Annotated in this window: 26 protein-coding genes; 11 read left to right on the top strand and 15 right to left on the bottom strand. The window is 68.3% G+C overall.

Going from position 1 to position 23396, the window contains the following annotated elements:
• Window positions 1–29: 29 nt before the first annotated feature.
• A complete protein-coding gene (locus HF877_RS09060) occupies window positions 30–1583 on the top strand; it encodes a succinic semialdehyde dehydrogenase (RefSeq protein ID WP_169620834.1) in 1554 nt (517 codons plus the stop codon).
• Here the strand turns inward: HF877_RS09060 and HF877_RS09055 are convergent.
• The 3 genes from HF877_RS09055 to HF877_RS09045 form a co-directional block, all read right to left on the bottom strand.
• Window positions 1552–3129, bottom strand: coding sequence for an MDR family MFS transporter (locus tag HF877_RS09055; RefSeq protein ID WP_169620833.1), 1578 nt, complete (start codon window positions 3127–3129; stop codon window positions 1552–1554). The two genes, HF877_RS09060 and HF877_RS09055, sit on opposite strands and share 32 nt — an antisense overlap.
• On the bottom strand, window positions 3126–3779 hold the full coding sequence (locus HF877_RS09050) for a TetR/AcrR family transcriptional regulator (protein ID WP_169620832.1): 654 nt from the start codon (window positions 3777–3779) through the stop codon (window positions 3126–3128). Before HF877_RS09050 ends, HF877_RS09055 begins: the two co-directional genes overlap by 4 nt.
• Before the next feature lie 85 nt (window positions 3780–3864).
• Window positions 3865–4635: a DUF427 domain-containing protein gene (locus HF877_RS09045; protein WP_169620831.1), complete on the bottom strand. Its 771-nt coding sequence runs from the start codon at window positions 4633–4635 to the stop codon at window positions 3865–3867.
• 63 nt (window positions 4636–4698) lie between these two features.
• On the opposite strand from HF877_RS09045, the gene HF877_RS09040 reads away from it, so the two are divergent.
• Window positions 4699–5430, top strand: coding sequence for an ABC transporter permease (locus HF877_RS09040; protein ID WP_346765105.1), 732 nt, complete (start codon window positions 4699–4701; stop codon window positions 5428–5430).
• Window positions 5424–6068, top strand: a complete 645-nt coding sequence (locus tag HF877_RS09035) for a UdgX family uracil-DNA binding protein (protein WP_169620829.1) — start codon at window positions 5424–5426, stop codon at window positions 6066–6068. The genes HF877_RS09040 and HF877_RS09035 overlap by 7 nt, the downstream gene beginning before the upstream one ends.
• Window positions 6069–6120: 52 nt before the next feature.
• Here HF877_RS09035 and HF877_RS09030 read toward each other — a convergent pair whose 3' ends face one another.
• From HF877_RS09030 to HF877_RS09010, 5 genes are read right to left on the bottom strand one after another with little or no spacing between them, the layout of a single operon-like run.
• Window positions 6121–7062, bottom strand: a complete 942-nt coding sequence (locus tag HF877_RS09030) for a CopD family protein (protein WP_169620828.1) — start codon at window positions 7060–7062, stop codon at window positions 6121–6123.
• A 4-nt stretch (window positions 7063–7066) separates the two neighbouring features.
• Window positions 7067–7588 (bottom strand): copper resistance CopC family protein, encoded by a 522-nt coding sequence (locus HF877_RS09025; protein ID WP_169620827.1) that lies wholly within the window; start codon window positions 7586–7588, stop codon window positions 7067–7069.
• Entirely contained in the window at window positions 7585–8250 is a 666-nt protein-coding gene (locus HF877_RS09020) for a YcnI family protein (RefSeq protein WP_169620826.1), read from the bottom strand. Before HF877_RS09020 ends, HF877_RS09025 begins: the two co-directional genes overlap by 4 nt.
• Before the next feature lie 37 nt (window positions 8251–8287).
• Window positions 8288–8770, bottom strand: coding sequence for a hypothetical protein (locus tag HF877_RS09015; RefSeq protein ID WP_169620825.1), 483 nt, complete (start codon window positions 8768–8770; stop codon window positions 8288–8290).
• 7 nt (window positions 8771–8777) lie between these two features.
• Window positions 8778–9461: a DUF6474 family protein gene (locus tag HF877_RS09010; protein WP_169620824.1), complete on the bottom strand. Its 684-nt coding sequence runs from the start codon at window positions 9459–9461 to the stop codon at window positions 8778–8780.
• A 110-nt stretch (window positions 9462–9571) separates the two neighbouring features.
• On the opposite strand from HF877_RS09010, the gene HF877_RS09005 reads away from it, so the two are divergent.
• Window positions 9572–11164: a TM0106 family RecB-like putative nuclease gene (locus tag HF877_RS09005; protein ID WP_169620823.1), complete on the top strand. Its 1593-nt coding sequence runs from the start codon at window positions 9572–9574 to the stop codon at window positions 11162–11164.
• A gap of 86 nt (window positions 11165–11250) precedes the next feature.
• On the opposite strand, the gene HF877_RS09000 is transcribed toward HF877_RS09005, so the two are convergent.
• From HF877_RS09000 to HF877_RS08975, 6 genes are all read right to left on the bottom strand, one after another.
• Window positions 11251–12018, bottom strand: a complete 768-nt coding sequence (locus HF877_RS09000; RefSeq protein ID WP_169621067.1) for an SDR family NAD(P)-dependent oxidoreductase — start codon at window positions 12016–12018, stop codon at window positions 11251–11253.
• 56 nt (window positions 12019–12074) lie between these two features.
• A complete protein-coding gene (locus HF877_RS08995) occupies window positions 12075–13313 on the bottom strand; it encodes an MFS transporter (RefSeq protein WP_169620822.1) in 1239 nt (412 codons plus the stop codon).
• Window positions 13310–13768 carry a MarR family transcriptional regulator gene (locus tag HF877_RS08990; protein WP_206036871.1) on the bottom strand — a complete coding sequence of 153 codons (459 nt, stop codon included), beginning with the start codon at window positions 13766–13768 and terminating at the stop codon, window positions 13310–13312. The genes HF877_RS08995 and HF877_RS08990 overlap by 4 nt, the downstream gene beginning before the upstream one ends.
• Window positions 13769–13892: 124 nt before the next feature.
• Window positions 13893–14591, bottom strand: coding sequence for a TMEM165/GDT1 family protein (locus HF877_RS08985; RefSeq protein ID WP_169621065.1), 699 nt, complete (start codon window positions 14589–14591; stop codon window positions 13893–13895).
• Between the two features lie 261 nt (window positions 14592–14852).
• Entirely contained in the window at window positions 14853–15386 is a 534-nt protein-coding gene (locus HF877_RS08980; RefSeq protein ID WP_169620821.1) for a peptidase, read from the bottom strand.
• A gap of 228 nt (window positions 15387–15614) precedes the next feature.
• Complete coding sequence (locus HF877_RS08975) at window positions 15615–16238, bottom strand: superoxide dismutase (RefSeq protein ID WP_169620820.1); 624 nt, start codon at window positions 16236–16238, stop codon at window positions 15615–15617.
• A 337-nt stretch (window positions 16239–16575) separates the two neighbouring features.
• Between HF877_RS08975 and HF877_RS08970 the strand changes: the two genes are divergently transcribed.
• The 3 genes from HF877_RS08970 to HF877_RS08960 all read left to right on the top strand — a co-directional run bounded on the left by HF877_RS08970 (window position 16576) and on the right by HF877_RS08960 (window position 19079).
• Complete coding sequence (locus HF877_RS08970) at window positions 16576–17670, top strand: acyltransferase (protein WP_169621064.1); 1095 nt, start codon at window positions 16576–16578, stop codon at window positions 17668–17670.
• A gap of 9 nt (window positions 17671–17679) precedes the next feature.
• Window positions 17680–18348 (top strand): peptide-methionine (S)-S-oxide reductase MsrA, encoded by a 669-nt coding sequence (gene msrA, locus HF877_RS08965; RefSeq protein ID WP_169620819.1) that lies wholly within the window; start codon window positions 17680–17682, stop codon window positions 18346–18348.
• Between the two features lie 125 nt (window positions 18349–18473).
• The gene (locus HF877_RS08960; protein WP_346765097.1) at window positions 18474–19079 is read left to right on the top strand and encodes a hypothetical protein; all 606 of its coding nucleotides are present in this window, start codon (window positions 18474–18476) and stop codon (window positions 19077–19079) included.
• Window positions 19080–19103: 24 nt separating this feature from the next.
• Here the strand turns inward: HF877_RS08960 and HF877_RS08955 are convergent, their stop codons facing one another.
• Window positions 19104–20039: an LLM class F420-dependent oxidoreductase gene (locus HF877_RS08955; RefSeq protein ID WP_169620818.1), complete on the bottom strand. Its 936-nt coding sequence runs from the start codon at window positions 20037–20039 to the stop codon at window positions 19104–19106.
• A 220-nt stretch (window positions 20040–20259) separates the two neighbouring features.
• Between HF877_RS08955 and HF877_RS08950 the strand changes: the two genes are divergently transcribed.
• The 4 genes from HF877_RS08950 to HF877_RS08935 are packed head-to-tail and all read left to right on the top strand — an operon-like array spanning window position 20260 to window position 23379.
• On the top strand, window positions 20260–20601 hold the full coding sequence (locus HF877_RS08950; protein ID WP_169620817.1) for a rhodanese-like domain-containing protein: 342 nt from the start codon (window positions 20260–20262) through the stop codon (window positions 20599–20601).
• The gene (locus HF877_RS08945) at window positions 20601–21656 is read left to right on the top strand and encodes a DUF4328 domain-containing protein (protein WP_169620816.1); all 1056 of its coding nucleotides are present in this window, start codon (window positions 20601–20603) and stop codon (window positions 21654–21656) included. Before HF877_RS08950 ends, HF877_RS08945 begins: the two co-directional genes overlap by 1 nt.
• Window positions 21653–22426 carry a glycerophosphodiester phosphodiesterase family protein gene (locus tag HF877_RS08940; protein ID WP_169620815.1) on the top strand — a complete coding sequence of 258 codons (774 nt, stop codon included), beginning with the start codon at window positions 21653–21655 and terminating at the stop codon, window positions 22424–22426. The genes HF877_RS08945 and HF877_RS08940 overlap by 4 nt, the downstream gene beginning before the upstream one ends.
• 35 nt (window positions 22427–22461) lie before the next feature.
• Window positions 22462–23379, top strand: coding sequence for a DUF5926 family protein (locus HF877_RS08935; RefSeq protein ID WP_169620814.1), 918 nt, complete (start codon window positions 22462–22464; stop codon window positions 23377–23379).
• Window positions 23380–23396: the final 17 nt, after the last annotated feature.

Here is a 23396-nt window from a genome sequence, read left to right as displayed (position 1 = left end):
CGAGAACTACTCACCGGTAGGGGTGTCTTATGCCTGCTCCGAGCGCTGCGACCTTCGCACGTCTCGCCGATCTCATCGCCATTCCCGACGCGGCGGACCGGCCCACGCGGCCTGTCGTCGAGGCGTTCACCGGGAAGGAGATCGCGTCCGTCCCCGTCGGAACCGCCGACGACGCAAAGGCCGCGATCGATCGTGCCCGCACTGCGCAGGCGTCCTGGGCGCGGATGCCCGTCACCGAGCGCGCGGAGATCATCCTCCGTTACCGCGAACTGGTGTACGCGCGGCGAAACCAGCTGATGGACATGGCTCAGGCGGAGACGGGTAAGTCCCGCACGTCCGCGCAGGAGGAGGTGCTCGACATTTCGATGACGGCGCGGCACTACGCACACGTCGCTCCGAAACTGCTCGAGCCCCGCCGGGCGACCGGGATGCTTCCCGTCCTGACGAAGACCACCGTGCTGCACCATCCGAAGGGTGTCGTCGGCGTCATCGCGCCGTGGAACTACCCGATGACCCTTGCGGTGTCCGACGCGATTCCCGCGTTGCTCGCGGGCAACGCGGTGGTGCTCAAGCCCGACAGTCAGACGCCGTACTGCGCTCTCGCAGTCGCCGAACTGCTGTACGAGGCGGGTGTGCCACGCGATGTGTTCGCCGTGGTGCCCGGCCCCGGATCGGTGGTGGGCACGGCGATCGTCGAGAACTCCGACTACCTGATGTTCACCGGGTCCTCGCAGACGGGCCGGTTGCTCGCCGAGCAGGCCGGCCGGCGCCTGATCGGTTTCTCCGCCGAACTCGGTGGCAAGAACCCGATGATCGTCACCGCGGGAGCGAACCTGCGGAAGGTCACCGACGCGGCGGTGCGCGCGTGCTACTCGAACTCCGGGCAGTTGTGCATCTCCATCGAACGTATCTACGTCGAGAAGTCGATCGCTCCGGAGTTCCTGCGGATGTTCGGCGACCGGGTGCGCGCGATCAAGCTCGGCGCGTCCTACGACTTCGACACCGAGATGGGCTGCCTCGTCAACGAGACCCAGGTCAAGACGGTGTCGGGCCACGTCGACGACGCGGTGGCGAAGGGCGCGACGCTGGTGGCGGGCGGCAAGGCCCGCCCCGACCTCGGTCCGCTGTTCTACGAACCGACCGTGCTCACCGACGTTCCCGAGGACGCCGAGTGCTACCGGGACGAAACCTTCGGTCCGGTCGTGTCGGTGTACCCGGTCGACAACGTCGACGAAGCGATCCGGCGTGCGAACGACACCGAGTACGGGCTCAATGCCTCCGTCTGGGCGGCGACCAAGGCGCAGGGTGAAGAGATCGCGGCGAAGGTCCGCGCCGGCACCGTCAACGTCGACGAAGGTTACGCGCCGGCGTGGGGCAGCATGGATGCTCCGATGGGTGGCGTAGGCATCTCCGGTGTGGGCCGCCGGCACGGTGCCGAAGGGCTTCTCAAGTACACCGAGTCGCAGACCGTGGCCGTCACCCGGGTGCTGAACCTCGACGGCCCGCGCGGGCTTCCGAGGCAGATCTGGGCCAAGATGCTGCCCCCGCTCGTCAAGGCGATGGGGTGGCTGCCGGGTCGTTGACGGCCGGGTCCGTACGCCGCGTGATGGTGGTCGCGAGGGGCTTCTCGACGACGAAGCACAGTAGTACCGCGGCCACCATCGCCAACGGGCCGATCGCCAGATAGATCGGTGTGAGGGCGTCGTTGTAGGACTCGAGGATCGGCTGCTGCACGGCGTCGGGCAGGGTGTGCACCATGGCCGGGGTGAGGGAATTGGCGTCGTCCGCGGCGAGGCCCCCTTCCGGGACCCGTTCCGCGAGAAGCACGTTCAGGCGGGTGGCGAACACGCTGCCGACCACGGCCGAACCGAGCGTCGCTCCGATCTGCCGGAAGTAGTTGTTGCCCGCGGTGGCGGTGCCGACCTCTTCGACCGGGAACGAGTTCTGCACGACGAGCACCATGATCTGCATGGATGCGCCCAGTCCGACCCCGAGCACGGCGAGGAAGCAGCACAGCACCCAGATCGGTGTGTCCACGGTGAGCAGGGACAGCAACAGCATCGCCACCGCGACGAGCACCGAGCCGACGATGGGCGTCACCTTGTATCGGCCGGTCCGGCTCACCAGACGTCCCGCCAGCGTCGAGGTGATCAGCATCGATCCCATCATCGGGAACATGAGCAGGCCCGCGACCGTCGCGCTCCGTCCCGCCACCATCTGCAGGTAGGTCGGCATGTATGCCGCGACACCGAACAACGCGATGCTGTTGAGGAGACCGGCGAGGGTGCTCACGTCGAAGTTGCGGTCGCGGAACAGGTGCAGCGGGAGAATAGGTTCTGCCGCACGGCTTTCGATGAACAGGAACAGAACTGCCGTGGCGAGCGTGCCCGCGATGAGACCCAGCACCACGGGAGAGGTCCACGGGTAACGCGAGCCGCCCCAGGTCGCGACGAAGACGAGAAGCGTCGTGGCGAGGGACAGGACCGTCATCCCGGCGATGTCGATGCGGGGCCGCGAGTTGCGGGTGCGGGGTAGCCGGAGAAAGAACGCCACCGCGATGAAGGCGAGTACGCCCAGCGGGAGGTTGATGTAGAAGACCCACCGCCATCCCGGTCCCTCGGTGAACCAGCCGCCGAGCAGGGGACCGGCGACCGAGGACACCGCGAAGACGCTGCTCATGATGGCCAGGTACTTTCCGCGTTGCCGGGCCGGAATCACGTCGGCGACAGTGGCCTGCGACAGCACCATCAGTCCGCCGCCGCCCGCACCCTGGGCGGCGCGGCCGACGATCAGCCACGTGATATCTCCCGCGAACGCGCTGATGGTCGAGCCCACCAGGAAGATGGTCAGGGCGGTCAGCAGCAGTGGCTTGCGGCCGAACAGATCTCCTAGTTTGCCGTAGATCGGCATCGTGATCGTGGACGCGAGGATGTACGCGGTGACGATCCACAGCATCTTGTCGACACCGTGGAGTTCGCCGACGATGGTGGGGAGTGCGGGGTTGAGCACGGTCTGGTTGAGCGAGGCGACGAGCATCGTCGCCATCAGCCCGATGAAAATGAAGGTGATTGCGCGGCGGTCGAATTCGGTGTGGCTGCGCGGTGCGGCGGTGGTGGCGGTGGCATTCATGCTCGCGTGACCTTCCTGAAGTGTGCGCAGGTGCGGCGGAGGACGGAGTCCGCGTCGCCCTCGGTCCCGTTCCGAAGGTCGAGCACGGGAGCCATCGCGGTGCGCATCACGGCACCGGCCACCGTCACGATCAGCAGGGCTGTCTCCTCGACGGTGTGCCCGCCGTGTCCGCCGGGCGTCTGCGACTCGGCGAGACGTGCGGTGACGAGGTCGGCGACGAGTGCCTCCACGGCATCGATGTGCTGAAGGCGCCGGCGCGCCAGTTCCGGGTGGCGGTCGAGCAACGTGGCGTATTCGCCGTACGTGATGAGGCGGTGGACCGAGGTGCGGAACACCGCGAGCAACAGGAACGCGACCTTCTCGACGAGGTCGTCGCCGGCCTCGATGTGGAAATCGTCGGCGATGTCGTCGTGGATCACCGGAGCCTGCTGGCCCAGGACGGCGTCCTCCTTCGACCTGAAGTAGTTGAAGAAGGTGCGCGGCGAAATCTCGGCCCGTTCCGCGACCGCTTCCACGGTCACGTCCGAGAGGCGGTCGTGCACGGCGGCGGATTCGGCCGCGGCGAGATGGATTGCGGCCCACGTGCGGGCCCGCTTGCGCTCGCGATGGGAACCTTTCGCGTCCTGGCCCCTGGGCTCCGCTGCAGTCATGAAGTTTTACATTAGTGCAAATATAAGAATCTGCAAATGTAGTTCTCTCGAAGTGAGAACAATATTACCGCGTGCGATGCGCAGGTCAGTCCTCGACGGTGATCTCCGCGGCGTCGTCGTAGAAGCACAGGTAGCCCTCGATATCGGCGACCGCGGCGAACGGTTCGGGATACGACCACGCCACGTTCTCCGCGGGAGGCTGGCCGACGAACGACCAGTACCGCGCGGTCCCCTTGTAGGGGCAACTCGTCCGCCATTCGGATTCCTCGAGGACGGAGAAATCGACATCCTCCGGCGGCAGGTAGTAGCGGGTGGGCAATCCCGTCTCGAAGACGAGCACCGGATTGCGCGTCTCGCCGACCACGGTGCCGCCGATCTCGACCCGAACGTGGCGCGAACTGCGCAGAGCATCGACCCGATGGTGCGGGTCGCGTGGATGGGTGAACACTTCGGTTTCCTCCTCGAACCAGCGTTCGCCTTCGTCGACCTCGTCACCCGGCCCGGTCTCCCCGTGCCGGAACCACTGGAAGATCAGCCGATCGTCCAGACCGTCGACGTCGAGTTGGTAGACCACCGAATACGCGCGTTGCTCGTCGATCACGACGTCGTACCACTGCCACACATCCGGTCGGCTGCGACTCGGGGACAGCGACGCCGCGATCAGATCGAGCCGGACGTCGTCGCGGGGGAACGCGTAGAACGGCACCGGCTTCCCCGGCGCCCAGACCAGCAGAGCCCGGCTGCTGTCGACGATCGTCCGATCGAACAACTGCCCCCGGATCCTCCGTTCGGTGGGCTCGTAGAGGTAGTCGTCGGACTCGGGTTCGTGACGGCGAACAGCGGACTTGCGTGCCATGCATCGACCGTATCGCGCACGGCATCGCGATGGCATGTCCGGGTGGATACGCTCGATCCGATGATCGACGACCCTGACGTGCTCCTCCGCACACTGATCGGTGTCCTCGCGCTCGCAGCGGTGGCCACGTCGGTGTTGTGGGTCTTTGGGGTTCCGCACAGGTTCGCGTCGTTGTACGCGGTGGCGGGTGGCGCCCTGCAACTCGCGATCGTCAGCGTCGTGCTCACCGGAGTCATCACCAACGGGGCGTGGGTCGGCGTCGTTCTGCTCGTCATGTTCTCGGTCGGAACATGGACGGCCGCGCGCCGGGTCGGAAGCGGCGTTCGCGTCCTGGCCATCGTCGCCGGGGCCATGCTGCTGGGAATCGGTGTCGCGCTCGCGGTGATCTTCGTGACCGGAGCGGTAGCGGCGACGCCGCGGTACGCGCTCGCGCTCGGCGGCATCGTCATCGGCAACGCGATGACCGTCGCAGGTCTCGCAGGCCGGCGGTTCCACGAGTTCGTCGTCGATCGATGGCTGGAAGTCGAGGGATGGCTCGCGCTGGGCGCGACCATGCGGCAGGCAACGGCCGAGCACGCACGGCTCGCGGTGCACGCGGCGATGATTCCGCCGATCGATCAGACCAAGACAACCGGCCTGGTGACACTTCCGGGTGCGTTCGTCGGCGCGATCTTCGGCGGGCTCTCCCCGCTCGAAGCGGGGCTGATGGGGCACGCCGCTCACCACCATCCCGCACGTTCGTGTCGCCGCGCGCGTGGATCGGCGGCGTCCGGGGGTATCCCGTCGTCGTGGTGAGCTATCCCGGTGCCCAGGAGTACCTGCCCGAGACACGCGAGGTGCCCGCACTCGCGGCGGCGGCGCGCGCTTGCCGCGGATGCGACCTGTACAAGGCCGCCGACCGAACCGTTTTCGGAGCGGGGCCCGAGAGCGCACGCATGCTCCTCGTCGGCGAGCAGCCGGGAGACCAGGAGGACCGCGCCGGCGAGCCGTTCGTCGGACCGGCGGGGTATCTGCTCGACAAGGCTCTCGAGCAGGCGGGTGTCGATCGCGGCTCGGTCTACGTCACCAACGCCGTCAAACACTTCCGCTTCGACCGTTCGGCGAACGGCAAGCGCCGCATCCACAAGAAGCCGTCGGGTGGCCAGATAGCGGCGTGCCGCCCCTGGCTGCTGGCCGAACTCGAGGCGATACGCCCGGAGGTGGTCGTGTGTCTGGGCGCGAGCGCGGCGCAAGCGCTGCTGGGCAACGGATTCAGGCTCACCGAACACCGCGGCGAAGTGCTGCGCCTGCCCGCCGAGATACGCGGCGGGCACGATCCGTCGGTGGTGGTGACCATCCATCCGTCCGCGGTTCTCCGCGCCCGATCGGACCGTGACGACGCGCTCCGGTCGCTCGTCGGTGACCTCCGCCGCGCCGCCCGCTCAGGGCAGTGACGGTCGCGCGGGACGCGGTAACTCAGGAAGCGGTAGTTCAGGAGGCGGTAGTTCAGGAGGCGGTGGCGAGGGCAGCGGCGAGGCCGAAGACGACGGCGATGCCGCACACCTCCACGACTGCGTTGCGGAGCGACTCCTCGGCGGTGACGCGGTGCGACACCGCGTCCGGCACCCACGTTCGGCGCCAGGTCCACGCCAGCACCAGCAACGCCACGAGCACAGCGGTCTTCGCCAGCACGATGCGTCCGTAGCCGGTGCCGAACAGTCCGCTGAGCGACCCGATCCGGACAGCAGCGTCGATGACGCCCGTCGCCGCGAGAATCGCCACGCACCGCAGTGCGAGCGCCGAGTAGCGCGGGAGCAGCTGAGCCCACGTACCGCGTCTGCGCACGAGGAGGGCCAATGCGGCCAGCACCCCGAACCAGACGGCCGCGGCCAGGACGTGCGCGGCATTGAGCAGGGAACCGAGTGTCTGCTGAGCCATGTGCCCGGTCGCGGGCCGCGCGATCAGCGCCAGCGCCGCGAACACCAGTACCGGTGCGGTGGACCACGACGCCGACCGCCGGTACGCCACCACCGCGACGATGCCGCACGCGGCGACGCAGACCCAGGCGGCGGCTTCGACGCGCCCGGAACCGGCAGTGGCGAGGTATTCGGCGAACAAGCCGGCGCGCAGGTCGCCCACCGGAACGGCGACCGCGGACGCGGCCTCCCGGACGAGCTGGACGGATTCGAGCGCGAGCCACACTCCGCTCGACGTCGCGATCGCGCGCCACACGTCGTCGGGTTCGATTCCGGGCCGACGTTCACCGCGGATCATCGCAGCGAGGACCGCGATACCGAGCACGGTCGATCCCGTGCCCACCGACAGCGCCCGGACCCAGCTGGAGGCCTCCGGGGTCGCGAGGATCCAGCCGCACGCCACTCCGGCGACGGTGCCGGCGAGTACGCCGACGGCGGCACCGAGAAGCCACCGCCGGCGCACCGAGATCATCCGATCATGCCTTCGGCTTGCGAAGGGCGAAGACCAGTCCGCCGGCGATCACGACTACACCGGCGACGACGAACCACCACACGGCGGGCCCGCTGTCGCCGCTCTCGTTCCCGTCGGCCGTCTCGGACGTACCGGACGCCGGCTCACCGGGCGCGCCGGTGCCCTCCTGCGTGAGGGTGAAGGTCCGGGTACCGCTGACGGGATGCCCATCGGCGGACGTCACCCGGAAGGCCACGGTGTACTCGCCGACCGGACCGAGTCCGTCCACGGCGACACTCACCGTGGAACCTTCGACGGCGGGGTCGCCCACGGACCACAGGTTGCCGTCCGGGCCGACGACGGTGATCGCCGCGAACTGCTCCTGCAAGGGCTCGTTGAACGTCACGCTCACCCGCTCGGGTGCCTGCGCGATCTGCTCACCGTCCTCCGGCGAGCTCGACAGCACCACGGAATGCGCCGCCGCGGGACCGGCCGAGAGCGCCAGTGCGGTGAACAACGCGGCGAGAACGACGAAGAGGCGTCTCATGAGCGCCGTCCCCGGATCACGGCGCCGAGGCCGAGGGCCACGCCCAGCGCACCGAGGACGAGACCGATGCCGCCGAGCCACCGTGCGGTGACATCGGTGCCGGAGTCCTCCGACGTGGTGCCGGAGTCGGTGCCGGTGGTGTGTGCTCCGCCGCCGTGCCCGTCGCCGTTGCCCGCCGCGAGTGTCAGGCTCGGAGCGGGACGTTCGGGTTCGGTGTCCCCGGTCGTGACCTGGTCCCATGCGACGACCTCGCCGTCGCTGTAGGTCTGTACCGCGGGGAACGACACTTCCGCCTCGTCGGGGAGCGGCCCGGCGGAGAGCACGAATTGCTGGAACTCGCCCGGACCGACGGCAACTCCCGGATCCGCGGTCCAGGTGACGCCGGTGGCGAGTTGGGTCTCGGGATCCTTCTCGATCGTCGCGGACCAGCCCGGCAATGGTTCGGTGCGTGCCGACTTCAGGCCGGGCAGGCCGACCGACACCGCAGTGGTTCCGGCGGTATCGGATTCGGTGGGCACACGGAACGTCAGCACGGTGTAACCGCCCTGCTCCGCGCCCGGTGCGACGACCGTGACATGTGCGGACGCGAGGCCGGAACCGGCCAGCATCAGCACAGCAGTGGCGCCCGCGCCGACGAGGGCACGGGTAGGTGATGTCTTCATGGGTGGATCTTTCTCGGAGAACGAATACGGCTGCGCGTCACCGCGCGACCGGAGGACCTCTCCGGGAGATCGCCGGGGGAGCGCGACCCCAGACGAGCGGGTCGGTCGTTCTCGTCGGGGCGAGCGACGCCGGCACGTGTACGCCGCCGAGCCGGAGTGTCACGGCCCGGATCGCGGTACTGCACGCGTCGAAGAGCCGGGCGGCGGCGACCAGCAGCACCGCGCAGCCTGCGACGGCCACGAGGTGTGCGGCGAACATCGATCCCGACGTGTGCGGGTGGCCCTCGGTGAGGGCGGAGAGAACGGCGTGGGTGCCGAGTTGCCCGACGGCGAGAAGTGCGATCGGCGGCAGCGTCGGCACGTACGCACCCACGATCCCGACCCCCGCGGCGACTGCGAGCAGCAGTGCCGAGGCGGGGCCCGTGGGCACACCGCCACCGGCCGCGCCGTGCGCAGCCGCAGCCAGCGCCGCGGTCGTGATGCCCGCGGTGCTGCCGAGGAGGGCCGGGTTCGTGTTCACGTTCGGGTCAGCGGACCCCGAGCCGGGCGAGCAGATCGGCCTCGATGCCGTCGAGCTCGGACGAGATCGCGGCGTGCGCCGACTTCCGGCGCGCCGCGGGCATCTGCTCGGCAGCCTGCACCGCCGCGGTCAGGTCGGTGAGACGACCGCGGATCGCCGCGGCGAACTTCTGCGTCTCGGCGTCCTTCGGGTGCAGGGACTCGATCTTGGTGAGCGACTGTTCGGCGCCGGCGATCCGGGCACTGAGTCGTGCACCGCGGCCCGTGTACGAGCCGAGCTCGTCGATGGGGACACCGAGTTGCTGTGCCCGTCGCGCGTCGAGCTGACCGCGCAGCGCCGTGACCACCTGGTAGACGATCGGAACGAGCACCGGCGCGAGCAGACGGGCGACACCGAGGTACCGGCGCACCTTCGCTGCGGTCAGGCCCTGGCTCTCTGCGGCCTTCTTCTGTGCCTTGAGCGTTGCGATCTGTTCCTTCTCGATCTTCGCCTGCGAACTGAGCAGTTCCTGATCGAGCTTGACCTGCGACTTCGCCAGCTTCTTGCTCAGCTTCTGCTGCGCTTTCGCTGCTCGCCGGTCGTTCTTGAGCTGGTTCTTCGCCACCAGCTTCGCTTCGAGCTTCGCCCTGTGCTTGAGAGCTTTGGCTTCCGCCTTGCGAGTGGCGCGACGTTTCCGTGTGAACAACCCCATCGAACAGCACCCTCCATTCGGTACGACACGACGCTCCGGCGCCCCGCGTCAGCCTAACGTGACGGTGCTGGTGCGAGGCGATCCGTGCGCAGCGAATACCCTGGACAGTTGTGGAGCCAACCCGTGATGTGCGGCGAACACCCGTTTCCCTCGAGGCGAGTGCGCTGACGCGGTGCCGCCACCGGGTGTATCTGGACGCTTCGTTCCCCCACGAACTTGCAGGTGCGGCCGAGAACGCGGGTGCGCGGCAGCGCCAGGAGGCGGCCGCCGCCCACCGTGAGGCGATCCGTCAGCACTTGTTCGAGGCGGACCCCGAGGGCTGGGTGCTCATCGGCCCAGACGGCTCGATGTCGCAGCGCGCAGAACAGACTCTCGAGGCGTGTCGCGCCGGAGCCGACCGGATCTGGGGTGCGGTGCTGCCCGTCGAGGTCGACACCGGACGCCGGGGCAGGTCGGAGATTCTGCTGCGCGACACCGTGCGCGGGGGCTACATCCCGGTGATCGTCGTGAACCACAAGGTCACCGATCCCGGTCAGGGCGCCACGACCACCGGGCTGTTCGAGTGGAAGCCGGTGGTGGACCAGACACGCAAAGTGCGCAGCCAGGTCCGCGACCAGATGCGCCTCGCGCACCTGTACCGGATGCTCGAGCGTCACGGTCTCGCAAGTCCCGGGCAGATCGGCGGCGCGATCGGGTACGGCGGCGACTGCATTCTGGTGCACGACCTGAGCGCGGTCCTCGACGAGTACGACGCCCGGTTGACCGATCGCGTCGAGATCGCCCGCGGCCGGACGCCGACGAAACCGTCGCAGATCGGGGAGTGCAGGACGTGCCCGTGGTGGGATCGGTGCCGGGCCGAACTCACCCGCGAACGCGACGTGTCGCTGGTGGCGTCGGGTCAGCGCGCCGAGGTCCTCAGGGAACTCGGAGTTCACACCATCGACGGTCTCGCGGGCTGGGAAGGCGAACCACCCGAGATCTGGCCCCAGGGCCCCTTCGAGGATGCGGTGGTGATCGCGAAGGCGTGGCTCGCGGGCGCCCCCCTCGTCCGCCGGTACCGCCATGTGCACGTCCACCGCGCCGACATCGAGGTCGATGTCGACATGGAGAGCTTTCACGAGCACGGCGCCTATCTGTGGGGGACGCTGCTCAACTCCGGATCGCAGTCGGAGTACCGGCCCTTCGCGACCTGGGTGCCGGTACCCACCGACGACGAGGCGCGGTCGTTCGCCGAGTTCTGGGCGTGGTTGTCGGACCAGCGGCGTACCGCCGAGCGCCGTGGGAAAACCTTTGCGGCCTATTGCTATTCGAGGTCGGCGGAAGACAAGTGGTTGTTGTCGTCGGCGCGGCGGTTCCGCGGTTTTCCGGGTGTGCCGCCCGAAGCGGAGATCAAGGCGTTCATCGGATCATCCGAATGGGTGGACATCTACCAGGCCGTCACCGACCAGTTCGTGTGCCCGAACGGGAAGGGGCTCAAAAAGGTCGCCCCGATCGCCGGTCACCACTGGCGCGACGACGAAGCCGGGGGAGAGGCGTCGATGAGCTGGTACCGCGAGGCCGTCGGGCTGGACGGCGAGCCGGATCCGAGTCAGCGCGCGCGGCTGCTCGAGTACAACGAGGACGACGTGGTCGCGACCAAGATCCTGCGGGAGTGGATGTCCGATCGTGCGGTCCTCGAGATTCCGCACATCGACGATCTCTGACCGCACGCGGCCGCCGCACGCGGCGACGGTGGGCACGCAGTACGTGACTCCACCGCGCCGACGTGGGAAGCGTTGTGCGTCGCGGATCAGCGCGGCGCCATGCGCAGCGCACCGTCCATGCGGATGGTCTCGCCGTTGAGGTAGTCGTGCTCGACGATCATCTGCACGAGCTGTGCGTACTCGGCGGGCTGTGCGAGGCGCGACGGGAACGGCACGCCCGCCTCGAGGCCCTTGCGGTACTCCTCGGTGACGCCGGCGAGCATCGGGGTGTCGACGATGCCCGGCGCGATGGTGTTGACGCGAATCCCGTACTGCGCGAGGTCGCGCGCTGCGGGAACGGTCATGCCGTGCACGCCGCCCTTCGACGCGGAGTAGGCGATCTGCCCGACCTGGCCCTCGAACGCGGCGACGGACGCGGTGTTGACGACGACGCCGCGCTGGCCGGACTCGTCGACCGGCTCGGTCTTGGCGATCGCATCGGCGGCGAGGCGCATGACGTTGAAGGTGCCGAGCAGGTTGACGGTGATGACCGTGCGGAACAGTTCGAGGTCGTGCGGCCCGTTCTTCGACAGGATCCGGCCGGCCCAGCCGACGCCGGCGCAGTTGACGACGGTGCGCAGCGGCAGTCCCGACTCGACGATGCGGTCGATCGCGGACTGGACGCCCTCGGCGCTGGTCACGTCGGTGGGGATGAGCGTGACGCCCTCGGGTGCCGCGTCGCCGACGCGCTCGATCGACTGTTCGAGGTCGAGACCGAAGACGGTGGCCCCCGCGTCGGTGAGGCGACGGGCGGTGGCGGCACCGAGGCCGGATGCGGCGCCGGTCACCAGTGCGGCAGATCCCTGAATTTCCACTGTTCGTAACTCCTCGTCCGGGCCTTGCGGCACGCGTGTGTGGTCCGTCACGAACCCTAGCGTGCAGGTGTCAGTTCGATCGCAGCCCGTCGGCGCATCACCGCGGCACCCATCGCGGCGGCGACGAGGCACGCGCCCGCGCCCAGCAACAGCCCGGCTCGCCCGCCGCCCTGCTCGCAGACCCAGCCGGCGATGGGACCGCCGATCGCGGTGGAGCCGAGGAAGGCGACGGACCAGAGGGCCATCACCCGGCCACGCATGGTCGGCGCGGCGGTGAGCTGGAGCGTGCTGTTGGTGGTGGACGTGAAGGTCACGCTCAGAGCGCCGACGACGACCATCGTCGCCACCAGGATGGGCATGGTCGGGGACGCTGCGGCTACGGCCATTGCGACACCGAATGCGAGCGCCGTCAGGACGAGAGGCTTGGTGCCCGTGTGCCCCCAGGTCGCGACCACGAGACCGCCGACTACCGATCCCGCACCCATCGCTGCGGTGAGCAAGCCGTACGCCTCGGCACCCGCGTCGAACGTCTGGTCGGCAAGCACCGGAAGCACGACCTGGAACTCGAAGGCGAGGCATCCCACCAGCGCCATCATCAGCAGAGGCACCGCGAGATCGGATGTGCGCCGCACGTAGGCGAGTCCCTCGCGTAGCTGGCCGCGCGCGCGGGCTGCGGGCGGTGAGGGCACGAGTTTCGACACGTCGAGTGTCAGCAACGACGTGACGACGGCGACGAAGCTTGCCGCGTTGAGCAGGAAGCACAGTCCGATACCACCTGCGGCGATCACGATGCCCGCGACAGCCGGGCCGATCATGCGGGAACACGAGGCGAGCACCGATTGGAGACTCACCGCGTTGCGGAGATCGTCGGGCCCGACCATTTCGAGCATGAAGGACTGCCGTGCGGGGTTCTCGAAGCACTGATTGAGGCCGAGCAGTACGGCGAGCACGTAGACGTGCCACAACTCGACGGTGCCGGTCACGACGAGCAGACCCAGCACGAGTGCCTGCACACCCATGAGGCTCTGCAGCCCGATCATGAGCCGGCGCTTGTCGGTGCGGTCCGCGATCACCCCGCCGTACGGCCCGAGGAGCAGCATCGGCACGGTCTGCAGGGCGAGGACGATGCCGATGGCGGTGGCCGAGCCGGTCAGCTGGAGGACGAGCCACGACTGGGCGATGGTCTGCATCCATGTGCCGACGAGTGAAATCGCCTGACCGCCGATGTAGCGGCGGAAGTTGGGCCCGCGGAGGGCCGCGAACGTCTGTCCGCGGATGTCGTCGATGACGGTCACTCACGCACCTCCCGTCCCCGGCACATGCGCTCACCGAGTGCTTCGAGGGCGGGCAGGGCGTCGTGGAGTGCGTCGAGTCGGTCGTCGTCCAGTTCCGCCAGGTGCCGGGCGAACATCGCCGTCCGGCGAGCGCGTAGCTCATCCGACTGCCGCGCCCCCGCCGGGGTGATGTGGATCCGCACGACGCGCTTGTCGCCGGCGTCGGAGGAACGCGTGACGAGTTGGGCTTCTTCGAGCTTGCCGACCATCCGCGAGCACATTGTGGGGTTGAGTCCCTCGTGCTCCGCGAGTTCGCGCACCCCGATCGTCCCGTGCTTCGCCACGGTCGTCAGCAGCAACGACTGGGACCGGGTGAGCCCCTCGTCGGTTGCGGACCGGCCGACGCTCCGGGCGATCCGGCCGAGGGCGATGCGCAGGCGGTGGATGTCGTCGTCGTCGAAGTGTGTGCTTCCCATCGGTGGTGTCATTCAACTCCCAAAGTATTTGCCTATCGGCAAGCATACTCTTCTGGAGCGAGAGGAGCCCGGATGTTCGGCGCTCACGCGGTGTCGTTGGTCACGCCGGGAAGCCGGGTGGACATCAGGGCTCGACGGGAGCCGGAACCTCCGCAGTCGTCCGGCGTGCCGCCCGCCTCCCGACGACGACCGCCCCCGCAGCGGCGAGGACGAGGGTGATCCCTCCGGCGACCGGACCGACCACGGCCGAGTCCGGCGCGAGTCCGTCGCCGAGCATCCACGCGCCGAACCCGAAGAACAAGGCGGACGCGCCGAGCCGGATGGCGTTCTCCGGCATGTGACGGCCGAGCACCGCACCGGCGATGATCGCGAGTGCGTCGGCGGCAACCATGCCGACGGTCGATCCGATCCACACGCCCACCCAGTCGTTGTCGGCGGCGAGGGTGATGGTCGCGAGCATCGTCTTGTCGCCGAGTTCCGCGAGGAAGAAGGCCGAGACCACGGCCAGGAACGCGGAACGCGCCACGCGTCCGGCCTTCGATTGTTCGGCGTCGTCGAGCGAATCTCCTCGCAACGTCCACAGACCGAAGAACAGGAACGCGAGGCCGCCGACGATGGACATCGCGACGGGGGGAATGGCGACGCCGAGATAGTGCCCGACGGCCACCGATACGAGATGCACGGCCGTCGTGGCGAACAGGATGCCGGTCAGGACGACCCACCAGCGGTACCGCAACGCGAACGTCATGGCCATCAACTGGGATTTGTCGCCCAGTTCGGCCACGAAGATGACTGCGAAGCTCAGTACGACGGCGGACCACATCGGCATTCCTCCTCACCCGCTGGAGGAAAATTGGGCTTCCTCCGGACGTCGGGCACGGTGCGCCGACGGCCGAAGGTCTCGCCCACCGGACTACCGTCCGGTTCGCCGTGCCGGGCGGTCCGCCTGCGCGGCGCCGCCAGTATGTCGACTCGGCGATTGGGGGCTACTCCCCTTCGCGAAGCAAACGATACCGGCCCGACAGCGCATCGGTAAAGGGCATGCTCAGTTTCGGAGAACCGAACTCTCTTGTGCGGGTGCGGGTCACGCGGCCAGCAGCATCGCCAGAATTGCGGTGTCGGGATCACTGCTCGGATTCACTCCGACCCTGCTCACCAGGGACGTCACGGTACCGTCCGGCTCCGCTTCTACCCAGGCTGCCCGGTGGTCGAGGCCCAGGTGGGGGAGGCCCGGCAACAACACACACCCCGACGCGGCACCCGCATTCTCGGGCAGCGTCGGAGCCGTCTCCGACGGAGGATGCAACATGATGAGCGCCGACGGCCGGCAGTCCGCGAATCGCTCCGGCGTCACGGCTTCGGCGCCGATGACGGGCCCCTCGGCGATCAGCAATCCGACCGTTCCGGGCTCCGGATCGTCGGGCAACTCCTCCTTGACCCCGAACACGGTCGAGGTGGGCAGCAGTCCGGGCAACGATGCCACGCGCACCGTCAGCGCGAGCAGTTGCGTCCACTCCCGGGTCGTGTCGGGCCACCTGCCCGACACGACGAAACCGCGCAGCGCTCCTGCCGCGTGAAATGCGGCGAGTTCGATCCGTCCGTGTGCGTAGTCCGTCATCGAACCCACCCCGATCCACTCGAGCCGGTCCGGTCGCGCCGTTGCAAGCCGGTTCCCGGCCCTATGGCCGGTAGACGAAGAATGCCCACTTCTCGTGCTTGCACACAAGAGGTGCCGAGTGCCAGTCCGGGTGGGGGCCGGATACGGCAAGAGGGACGCCGCGCTGCGGCGTCCCTCCGTTCGTATCCGGCGCAGCCGATTCGGCTCAGCCGATCGGAGCCTCGGGCTCTAGACGATCAGACCTGCCGTCTGGGTGCGTGCCCGGTCGAAGCGAGCCTGCACGTCGGCCCAGTTCACGATGTTCCAGAACGCCTTGACGTAATCGGCCTTCACGTTCTGGTACTGCAGGTAGAAGGCGTGCTCCCACATGTCGAGCATGAGCAGCGGGGTCAGGCCGATCGGGATGTTGCCCTGCTGGTCGTACAGCTGCACGATGAGCAGACGCTGCCCGATGGAATCCCAGGCCAGGATCGACCAGCCGGAGCCCTGGATGGAGTTCGCGTTCGCGGAGAAGTGATCGCGGAACTTGTCGAACGAACCGAACGCGTCGTCGATCGCCGCGGCCAGCTCGCCTTCGGGCTTGTCGCCACCCTCGGGGGAGAGGTTCTGCCAGAACACCGTGTGGTTGGTGTGGCCACCGAGGTGGAAGGCGAGATCCTTCTCGAGCTTGGTTGCCTGAGCGGCCAGCGTGCCGTTCTCGCGCGCCTCGGCCAGCTTCTCGAGAGCGGTGTTCGCACCTGCGACGTAGGTCGCGTGATGCTTGTCGTGGTGCAGCTCCATGATCTTCGCCGAGATATGCGGCTCGAGCGCTGCATAGTCGTAGGGCAGTTCCGGAAGTGTGTACTCAGCCACGAGGGTCCCTTCTTTGCGAGCCCGGTAGGGCCCGTGCGGTTGTTTCCGTGCCTTGCGGGTTTCACCACAACACTTGTGTGGATTACCCACACCGTGTGGTTTCCACCCCAACTCATAAGTACACCCCGCGCAACCACAGCTGTCACTCGGACGTACGCCCACGAGGCTCGGGGCGGCAGCGACGAGAATCGCCGTTTCCCGCGAGGACATCTCCCGCGACCAGCAGAAACCCCGGTCGAGCTGGACCAATTGGTGACGCTCGAGAGCGGAACCTTAACATTGGGCGGTGTATCGGCCCTTCCTGAACGAACCCGCGAACGGGGTCGACGCACCTCGCGTGGATCTTCCGGGCGTCAATCTGCTGCGGTTCGCAGCAGTGCTCGCGGTCGTCTATTCCCACATCTCGTTCTATCTGATCGACGACCTCGGGACCGGATGGTGGGGCATCGACCTCGTGTACCGGGTCTTCGTCGACGGGGCCGGGCTGAACCAGCATCTGTCGTTCGTCGGGGTCGCGGCGTTCATGATGCTCACCGGGCTCCTCATCACCCGGTCCGCCATGCGGCAATCACCCCGGCGTTTCCTCATCGCCCGCGCCGCGCGCCTGGTTCCCGCGTTCTGGGTCTGCATCCTCGCCGCGATCGTGCTGGTCCGGCTCGGTATCAACGGCATGTTCAGTGGTCACACGGGTGTCTCGAACTCCGAGGCCGCGTTGAGTTTCATCCTCGGCGCCTTCTTCCTGAAGCCGCAGGTGGCCGTGCTCGGAGTCGCCTGGACGCTCGCCGTGCAGATCGTCTTCTACCTGTACTGCGTCGCCGGCCGCTCGCTCCTGCGCGCCAACCCGCTCATCATTCCCGTTTTCGGGGCCGTGTTGTGCATGCTGGTGCTCATCTACAACCTGTACATCCCGGAGCCGTACAGCGTGCCCTTCCTCTCCCGGATCGCGGCGACGCTCCCCACGGTGTTCCTCGGGCAGATCGCCTACCTCGGATGGGCCGGACTGATCTCCGGCCGCGGGCTCGTCCTGGCGTTGCTGGCGCAGGTCCACGTGATCGTGCTCGCCACCGACACCCAGGTGTACTGGGCGGGGACGCGCTACCTGTGGACCATCACCGTGGTGTTCGCATGCGTCGTGCTGGTCTCCCGCTACAACGGCCGCTTCGCGCATCTCCGGGTCGTCGACTGGGTCGCGACCCGCAGCTACGCCATCTACCTCACGCACACCCTGGTGATGTACCGGATCTACGAGAACACGGTCGGGGTGGTGGGGCAGACCGGTGCGATCGTGTGCGTGCTGCTCGGCTGCGCCCTCGTGTCGGAAGTGGTCTACCGCGGTGTCGAGGTACCCGCCGCGCGCTGGATCAGCACCCGGTGGCTCACCCCGGCCCGCACGGTGGCCGCGGAACCGGCCACCACCGGGCCCCGCGCGTAGCATCGGGACATGTCCTGGTTCGACGAGATTCTGGCCCGTGCAGGTTCCAAGTCGCAGATGGTGGCCCGCGAGGACGCACTACCCGGGCGTTCCGAGCCCGTAGTCGTTCCCGAGACCCACTACGTCAACGGCAATCGCATCGTTCCCCCCTTCCCCGAGGGGCTGCAGACCGCCGTGGTCGGGATGGGGTGCTTCTGGGGTGCGGAGAAGGAGTTCTGGCAACTCGACGGCGTGTACTCGACCGCCGCCGGGTACGCCGGTGGTTACACCCCCAACCCCACGTACGAAGAGGTGTGCTCGGGCCGGACCGGTCACACCGAGGTCGTGCTCGTCGTCTTCGATCCCAAGGTGATCGGTTACGCGCGCATCCTGCAGGAGTTCTGGGAGAACCACGATCCGACGCAGGGGATGCGGCAGGGTAACGATCAGGGAACCCAGTACCGCTCGGCGATCTACACGCACGACGAGACGCAGATCGAGATGGCCGAGGCGACGGCCGAAGCGTACGGCGAGCGGCTCGCGGCAGCCGGCTACGGCGCTGTCACCACCGAGATCGCACCTCTGACGCACTTCTACTACGCCGAGGACTACCACCAGCAGTACCTCGCGAAGAATCCCCACGGTTACTGCCCGGTGCACGCAACCGGCGTGAGCTGCCCGGTGGGGCTCGGCGCCTGATCCCGTTCCCGGCACCTCCCGGAGCGTGAGTCCGGGGTGCGCGAATCGGTCGTCGCGTCTTGAAATCCGCCGACGACCGTCGCATCCTCGGAGAACACGACTGCCGAGGGGGAGGACCGGTCACCGTGAAAACCTCGACGTGCGCGGGCGACTACCTCGCGCGCATGCGCCGCAGCCGGCGCGGCGGGAATCCGCTCGTACGCCGGGCCGACCGCATCGAAGCGTGGTTGTTCTTCGTGCTGTTCACCACCCTCGCGCTGACGATTCCGGTCGCCGGGGTCGTCGGCGCCGGATCGTGGCAGTCCTGGGTAGCGCTCGCCGAGAAGCAGAGCACCGAACGCACCCCGGTCTCCGCGACCCTCGAGTCCGCGCCCGACCCTGCCGCGCCGGGAGGGGGAGAGGTCGCGTCGTCGGTTACCGCCCCCGCGTCGGCCACCTGGCAGTGGGGGGACGAGCAGCGCCGGGCCGTGGTTCCGGTGGACAGCTGGTCCGTTACCGGGGGCGACGTGACGGTGTGGGTCGACGCCCGTTCGGGTGAACTCGCCGACCCTCCGCTCACGGTGGCCGCCGCCAAGGTCTCTGCCGTCTGCGCCGGTGTGTTCCTGTGGGCGCTGTCGGTCGCGCTGGCGATCACGATGTTCGAGTCGGCGCGGTGGGGACTCGAGCGCACCCGTCGCCGCCGGTGGAACCGGGAGATCGAGGCGTTCCTCGGCTCCACCAGCAGCTACTGAGCCACCGTTTTCCAGCTGTGAGGGCTACAGGTCGCGCACGGCCGGCATGACCTCCGCCGCGACCAGCTCGAGGTGTTCGAGGTCGCTGAGATCGAGCATCTGCAGGTAGATGCGCTGCGAGCCGACCGCCGCGTAGCACTTGATCTTCTCGACGACCTCCGCGGGGGTGCCCGCGAGACCGTTCTCGCGCAGCTCGCCGACCTCCCGGCCGATCCGTTCGGCGCGGCGGGCGATCTCGGCTTCGTCGCGCCCGCAGCACAGCACGAGGGCATTGGAGTACGTGAGCGTGGCCGGGTCGCGGTCGGCGTCGCGGCATGCCCCTGCCACACGGTCGAACAACACCTCGGTGTCCTCGGCCGACATGAACGGCACGTTGAACTCGTCGGCGTACCGTGCGGCGAGGGCGGGTGTGCGCTTCTTGCCGGCGCCGCCCATCACGATGGGCGGATGGGGCTGCTGCTGCGGCTTCGGAAGCGCCGGTGAGTTCTGGATCCGCACGTGCGTGCCCTCGTACGAGAACGTCTCGCCGACGGGTGTGTCCCACAGTCCGGTGATGACGGCCAGCGACTCCTCGAGCCGGTCGAAACGGTCCTTCAGGGACGGGAACGGGATGCCGTAGGCGAGATGCTCCTCCTCGAACCATCCTGCGCCGAAACCGAAGTCGACACGGCCGCCGCTCATCGCATCGACCTGTGCGACGGAGATGGCGAGCGGACCGGGATAGCGGAACGTGGCCGACGTGACGAGGGTGCCGAGCCGGATCGTCGAGGTGTCGCGCGCGAGTCCGGCCAGCGTGATCCACGCGTCCGTGGGGCCGGGCAGGCCGTCGGCGTTCATGGCGAGATAGTGGTCGGAACGGAAGAATGCGCCGTAACCGAGCCGCTCGGCTGTCTGTGCGACGGCGAGAAGATCGTCGTACGTGGCGCCCTGCTGAGGTTCGGTGAAGATTCGTAGTTCCATGAATGCATCATTTCAGGTGCCCCCCTCTCCCGGGTTTCGTACCGAACGACCGACGATGTGACGTATCTCGAGCCGGGCATCCCTACCTCCGGTAGAGCCTGGGGATGAACCTGTGGAAACTGTGGATAACTCCAGGACCTGCGGTGTGTGGAGGTGACACGAGCGCGTAGTGAAGCGTCCTCGGCTGCATCGCCCCGCAGCACGTGCCACTATTGGAATCGTGAGTTTTTCCGACGTCCCCACCGTGTCTGTGGACGAGGTGCCAGAGACCAACGCCGCCGCTGTACTCCTCGACGTACGCGAAGACGACGAATGGGCGCTCGGACACGCACCCGGCGCGGTCCACATTCCGCTGGCCGACGTCCCAGCACGACTCGAGGAAATCGACATCGATGCCGAGGTCTACGTGGTCTGCCGCCAGGGCGGACGCTCGCTCGGCGCAGTCCAGTACCTCAACCGCATCGGGTACGACGCCATCCAGGTGAACGGTGGCATGGTGGCGTGGCAGAAGAGCGGTCTTCCCCTGGTTTCCGACGGTGATGAACCCGCGAAGATCTATTGATGGCCGCCTACCAGATCTGTGTTCGGTGCGAGAACCGCTGGCCGGTGACCTATCAGCCCCGGCAGTGGTGCCCATCCTGCCGTGGCGTCCTGCTCTCGCCCGTCTCCACCGACGTTCCGGTTCCCCCGTCGCGCCGCAACTTTCGCTGGGTCGCGCGCCCGGCGGTACCGATCGGTCCCGTTGAGCCCACGCGCACGCGCGGGACGGCTCCGACGCCGCGATACCGGGAGATACCGCGCTGGGGACTGACAGATCCGCGGCCGGTCGACACCGAGTACGAACCGAGCCGTAGCGAGACGATCTCCGATCTCGCGCCGACACTCCTCGTGGGCGCCGCCGTCGTGTTCGGCCTCGCGGCTCTCGCCGAGGCGTTCCGGTACGGACTGCTGGTGTTCAACCGGACCAGACTCGTCGACCCGCTGGCTCTCGCGGTCTCCGACGCCGCCGTGTGGGCGACGCAGGTGGGTGCACCGTTCGTCGCGCTCGCCGCGGCCGTCGCGTGCGCGGTGCGCCTGCTCGAACTACGCCGGCGCGTCTTCGCCGAACGCGGCGAGGTCGATCCCCGGCCGTCGCCGACGGTGCTGCTCGGTGTCGTCGTGCCCGGAGTCAACCTCGCGATGCCGGGAGTGCTCCTCACCGAGATCGCCGGTCGCGACCCCAGGCTTCTCCGGGCGATCCGGATCTGGTGGGTGCTGTGGGTACTCGACGCGGTGATGTTCGTCGTGGTCGTGCTGTGGCGTCAGCGCGACACGATCCAGGCCCGTGCGGACGGCGTGCTGCTCGCGGCGTTCGCTGCGGCGCTGGCCACGGCGGTCGCGCTCACGACGCTGCACGTGGTGCGGTTGTTCGAGGGAACGGACATCTGGGGCAGGCCGCTGCGCCACCGGAGATTCACCTACGCCAACGGACCCGCATACGCGCCGATTGCCCCGATCGTGCCGCGCGCCGCGACCGCCGGCAGCCCGGCCGACACGGCGTCCCTGTCGCAGGACGACACTCCGGCCGCTACCCAGGACGAGCGCGACGACGTACCCCAACCGGTGGCAAGCACGTGAGCGCCGTGGATCGCCCTCGGGTGGTCGCACATCGGGGATCGTCGGCGGCCAAGGCCGAGCACACTCTCGCCGCGTACGAACTGGCCCTCGCGGAAGGCGCCGACGGACTCGAGTGCGATGTGCGGCTCACCAGTGACGGGCACCTCGTGTGCATCCACGACCGCACGATCGACCGCACGTCCGACGGAACGGGTGTCGTCAGCGAGATGACTCTCGCCGAACTGTCCGAGCACGACTACGGCAAGCCCGGTGAACCTGCGGAACTGCTCACCCTGCACCGCTTGCTCGAGCTCGTCATGGACTGGACGAGTGTGCCGGTCAAACTGTTCGTCGAGACCAAACATCCCGTCCGGTACGGTGCGCTGGTCGAGGCGAAGCTGCTCGACGCGCTGGCGAGCTTCGGGCTCGCGACGCCTGCGTCGGCCGACTTCTCCCGCGTGGTGGTGATGTCGTTCGCGGGCAGCGCGGTATGGCGGATCCGCCGGGCAGCTCCGTTGCTGCCCACCGTGTTGCTCGGCGAGACCTCCCGGTATCTGCGGGGGAGTGCTGCCACTACCGTGGGCGCCACCGCGATCGGCCCGTCGATCATGACGCTCCGGGAGCACCGGGATCTCGTCGACCGTGCCGCTGCGTCGGGCCGTGCGACGTATTGCTGGACCGTCGACGACCCCGCAGACGTCGAGCTGTGCCGCGAACTCGGCGTCGGATGGGTGGCCACCAACCATCCGGGCCGTACCAAGCTGCAACTCGACGCTGCTCACGGCGTATAGATCGGGCGGGCAGGCCGGGCGTGTAGTTTGGCGCCGTGGCCAAGAAGAGCAAGAGAAACAGTGGACCCAAGCCCGGTGCCAACCGCGCCGCCAAGCTCGAGCAGCGGAGACTGGAGCGGGAAGCCGCGGTCGCCGCGTCCACGCGACCGTTCGAGGGCCTCGCATTCGAATGCGACCTCGTCGCGCTGCGCGAGTTCGTTCCGTCCGCACTGGTCGACCTGCCGCTGACCGATGAGGGACGCAAGATCGTCGGTGCGACCATCCTTCCGGGTGGCGTCGCGGCGCTGGTCCGCGAAGAAGACGACGAGACCGTCGCGTACGTCGGCTTGCAGCTCGCGAGCGGGTACGGCCCGGACCCGGCCGGGGAACTCGCCGCCGCGATCGAGTGGGCCCGCACGGCCGAGCCCGGATCGTCGCTGCAGACCGCGACCGTGGACGACGACACCCCGCGGCTGCAGGACCTGCTCGACGCGAATGTTGTTCCCCCGATCACCGTGCACACCGACTTCAACTGGTGGATTCCGGCCGGCGTCGAGCCGAGCCAGGACATTGCGCACACCGTGCAGCACGCCAACAGCGCGGTGTTGCCCTCGGCGCGTCTGAACGGTGACGGGCTGGTCGGTGCGTGGTGGGTGGATCCCGGCGAGAAGGCACACCTGCGTTGGGTTCGGCCCGAGGACGAGGACGCGCTCATGGCCGCGTTGTCGCGCGTGCACGCGGCCGGTGGCCTCCACCTCGGGGAGGGATCACGCTTCGCCGGGTCGTTCCGCACGCACGGACTGCTGGTTCCGGTTTTCGATCTCGACCGGGAGAAGCACGCCGACGAATGGGTGGAACCCGCACTCGAACTCGGCGCGCGCCTCGATGCCGCGCTGGCCGTGGACGAGCCGCTGACCACTGCCGAGCTGCGCTCCCGCGACGGAATCCGCAGTCGTCAGATCACCCTGCGCTGATTTTCCCGGGGCCGAGA

The sequence above is a fragment of the Rhodococcus sp. BL-253-APC-6A1W genome, assembly GCF_012843405.1.
Classification (GTDB): Bacteria; Actinomycetota; Actinomycetes; order Mycobacteriales; family Mycobacteriaceae; genus Rhodococcus.
The sequence above is the reverse complement of the archived record's forward strand: the minus strand, read 5'-3'. Positions and strand labels throughout refer to the sequence as shown.

What these genes read in the sequence shown, in the direction of transcription:
- HF877_RS09060 (WP_169620834.1), top strand. Translation starts at nt 30, where the DNA reads ATGCCTGCTCCGAGCGCTGCGACCTTCGCACGTCTCGCCGATCTCATC.
- HF877_RS09055 (WP_169620833.1), bottom strand. Translation starts at nt 3,129, where the DNA reads ATGAATGCCACCGCCACCACCGCCGCACCGCGCAGCCACACCGAATTC.
- HF877_RS09050 (WP_169620832.1), bottom strand. Translation starts at nt 3,779, where the DNA reads ATGACTGCAGCGGAGCCCAGGGGCCAGGACGCGAAAGGTTCCCATCGC.
- HF877_RS09045 (WP_169620831.1), bottom strand. Translation starts at nt 4,635, where the DNA reads ATGGCACGCAAGTCCGCTGTTCGCCGTCACGAACCCGAGTCCGACGAC.
- HF877_RS09030 (WP_169620828.1), bottom strand. Translation starts at nt 7,062, where the DNA reads ATGATCTCGGTGCGCCGGCGGTGGCTTCTCGGTGCCGCCGTCGGCGTA.
- HF877_RS09025 (WP_169620827.1), bottom strand. Translation starts at nt 7,588, where the DNA reads ATGAGACGCCTCTTCGTCGTTCTCGCCGCGTTGTTCACCGCACTGGCG.
- HF877_RS09020 (WP_169620826.1), bottom strand. Translation starts at nt 8,250, where the DNA reads ATGAAGACATCACCTACCCGTGCCCTCGTCGGCGCGGGCGCCACTGCT.
- HF877_RS09010 (WP_169620824.1), bottom strand. Translation starts at nt 9,461, where the DNA reads ATGGGGTTGTTCACACGGAAACGTCGCGCCACTCGCAAGGCGGAAGCC.
- HF877_RS08990 (WP_206036871.1), bottom strand. Translation starts at nt 13,768, where the DNA reads ATGGGAAGCACACACTTCGACGACGACGACATCCACCGCCTGCGCATC.
- HF877_RS08985 (WP_169621065.1), bottom strand. Translation starts at nt 14,591, where the DNA reads ATGTGGTCCGCCGTCGTACTGAGCTTCGCAGTCATCTTCGTGGCCGAA.
- HF877_RS08980 (WP_169620821.1), bottom strand. Translation starts at nt 15,386, where the DNA reads ATGACGGACTACGCACACGGACGGATCGAACTCGCCGCATTTCACGCG.
- msrA (WP_169620819.1), top strand. Translation starts at nt 17,680, where the DNA reads ATGTCCTGGTTCGACGAGATTCTGGCCCGTGCAGGTTCCAAGTCGCAG.
- HF877_RS08955 (WP_169620818.1), bottom strand. Translation starts at nt 20,039, where the DNA reads ATGGAACTACGAATCTTCACCGAACCTCAGCAGGGCGCCACGTACGAC.
- HF877_RS08945 (WP_169620816.1), top strand. Translation starts at nt 20,601, where the DNA reads ATGGCCGCCTACCAGATCTGTGTTCGGTGCGAGAACCGCTGGCCGGTG.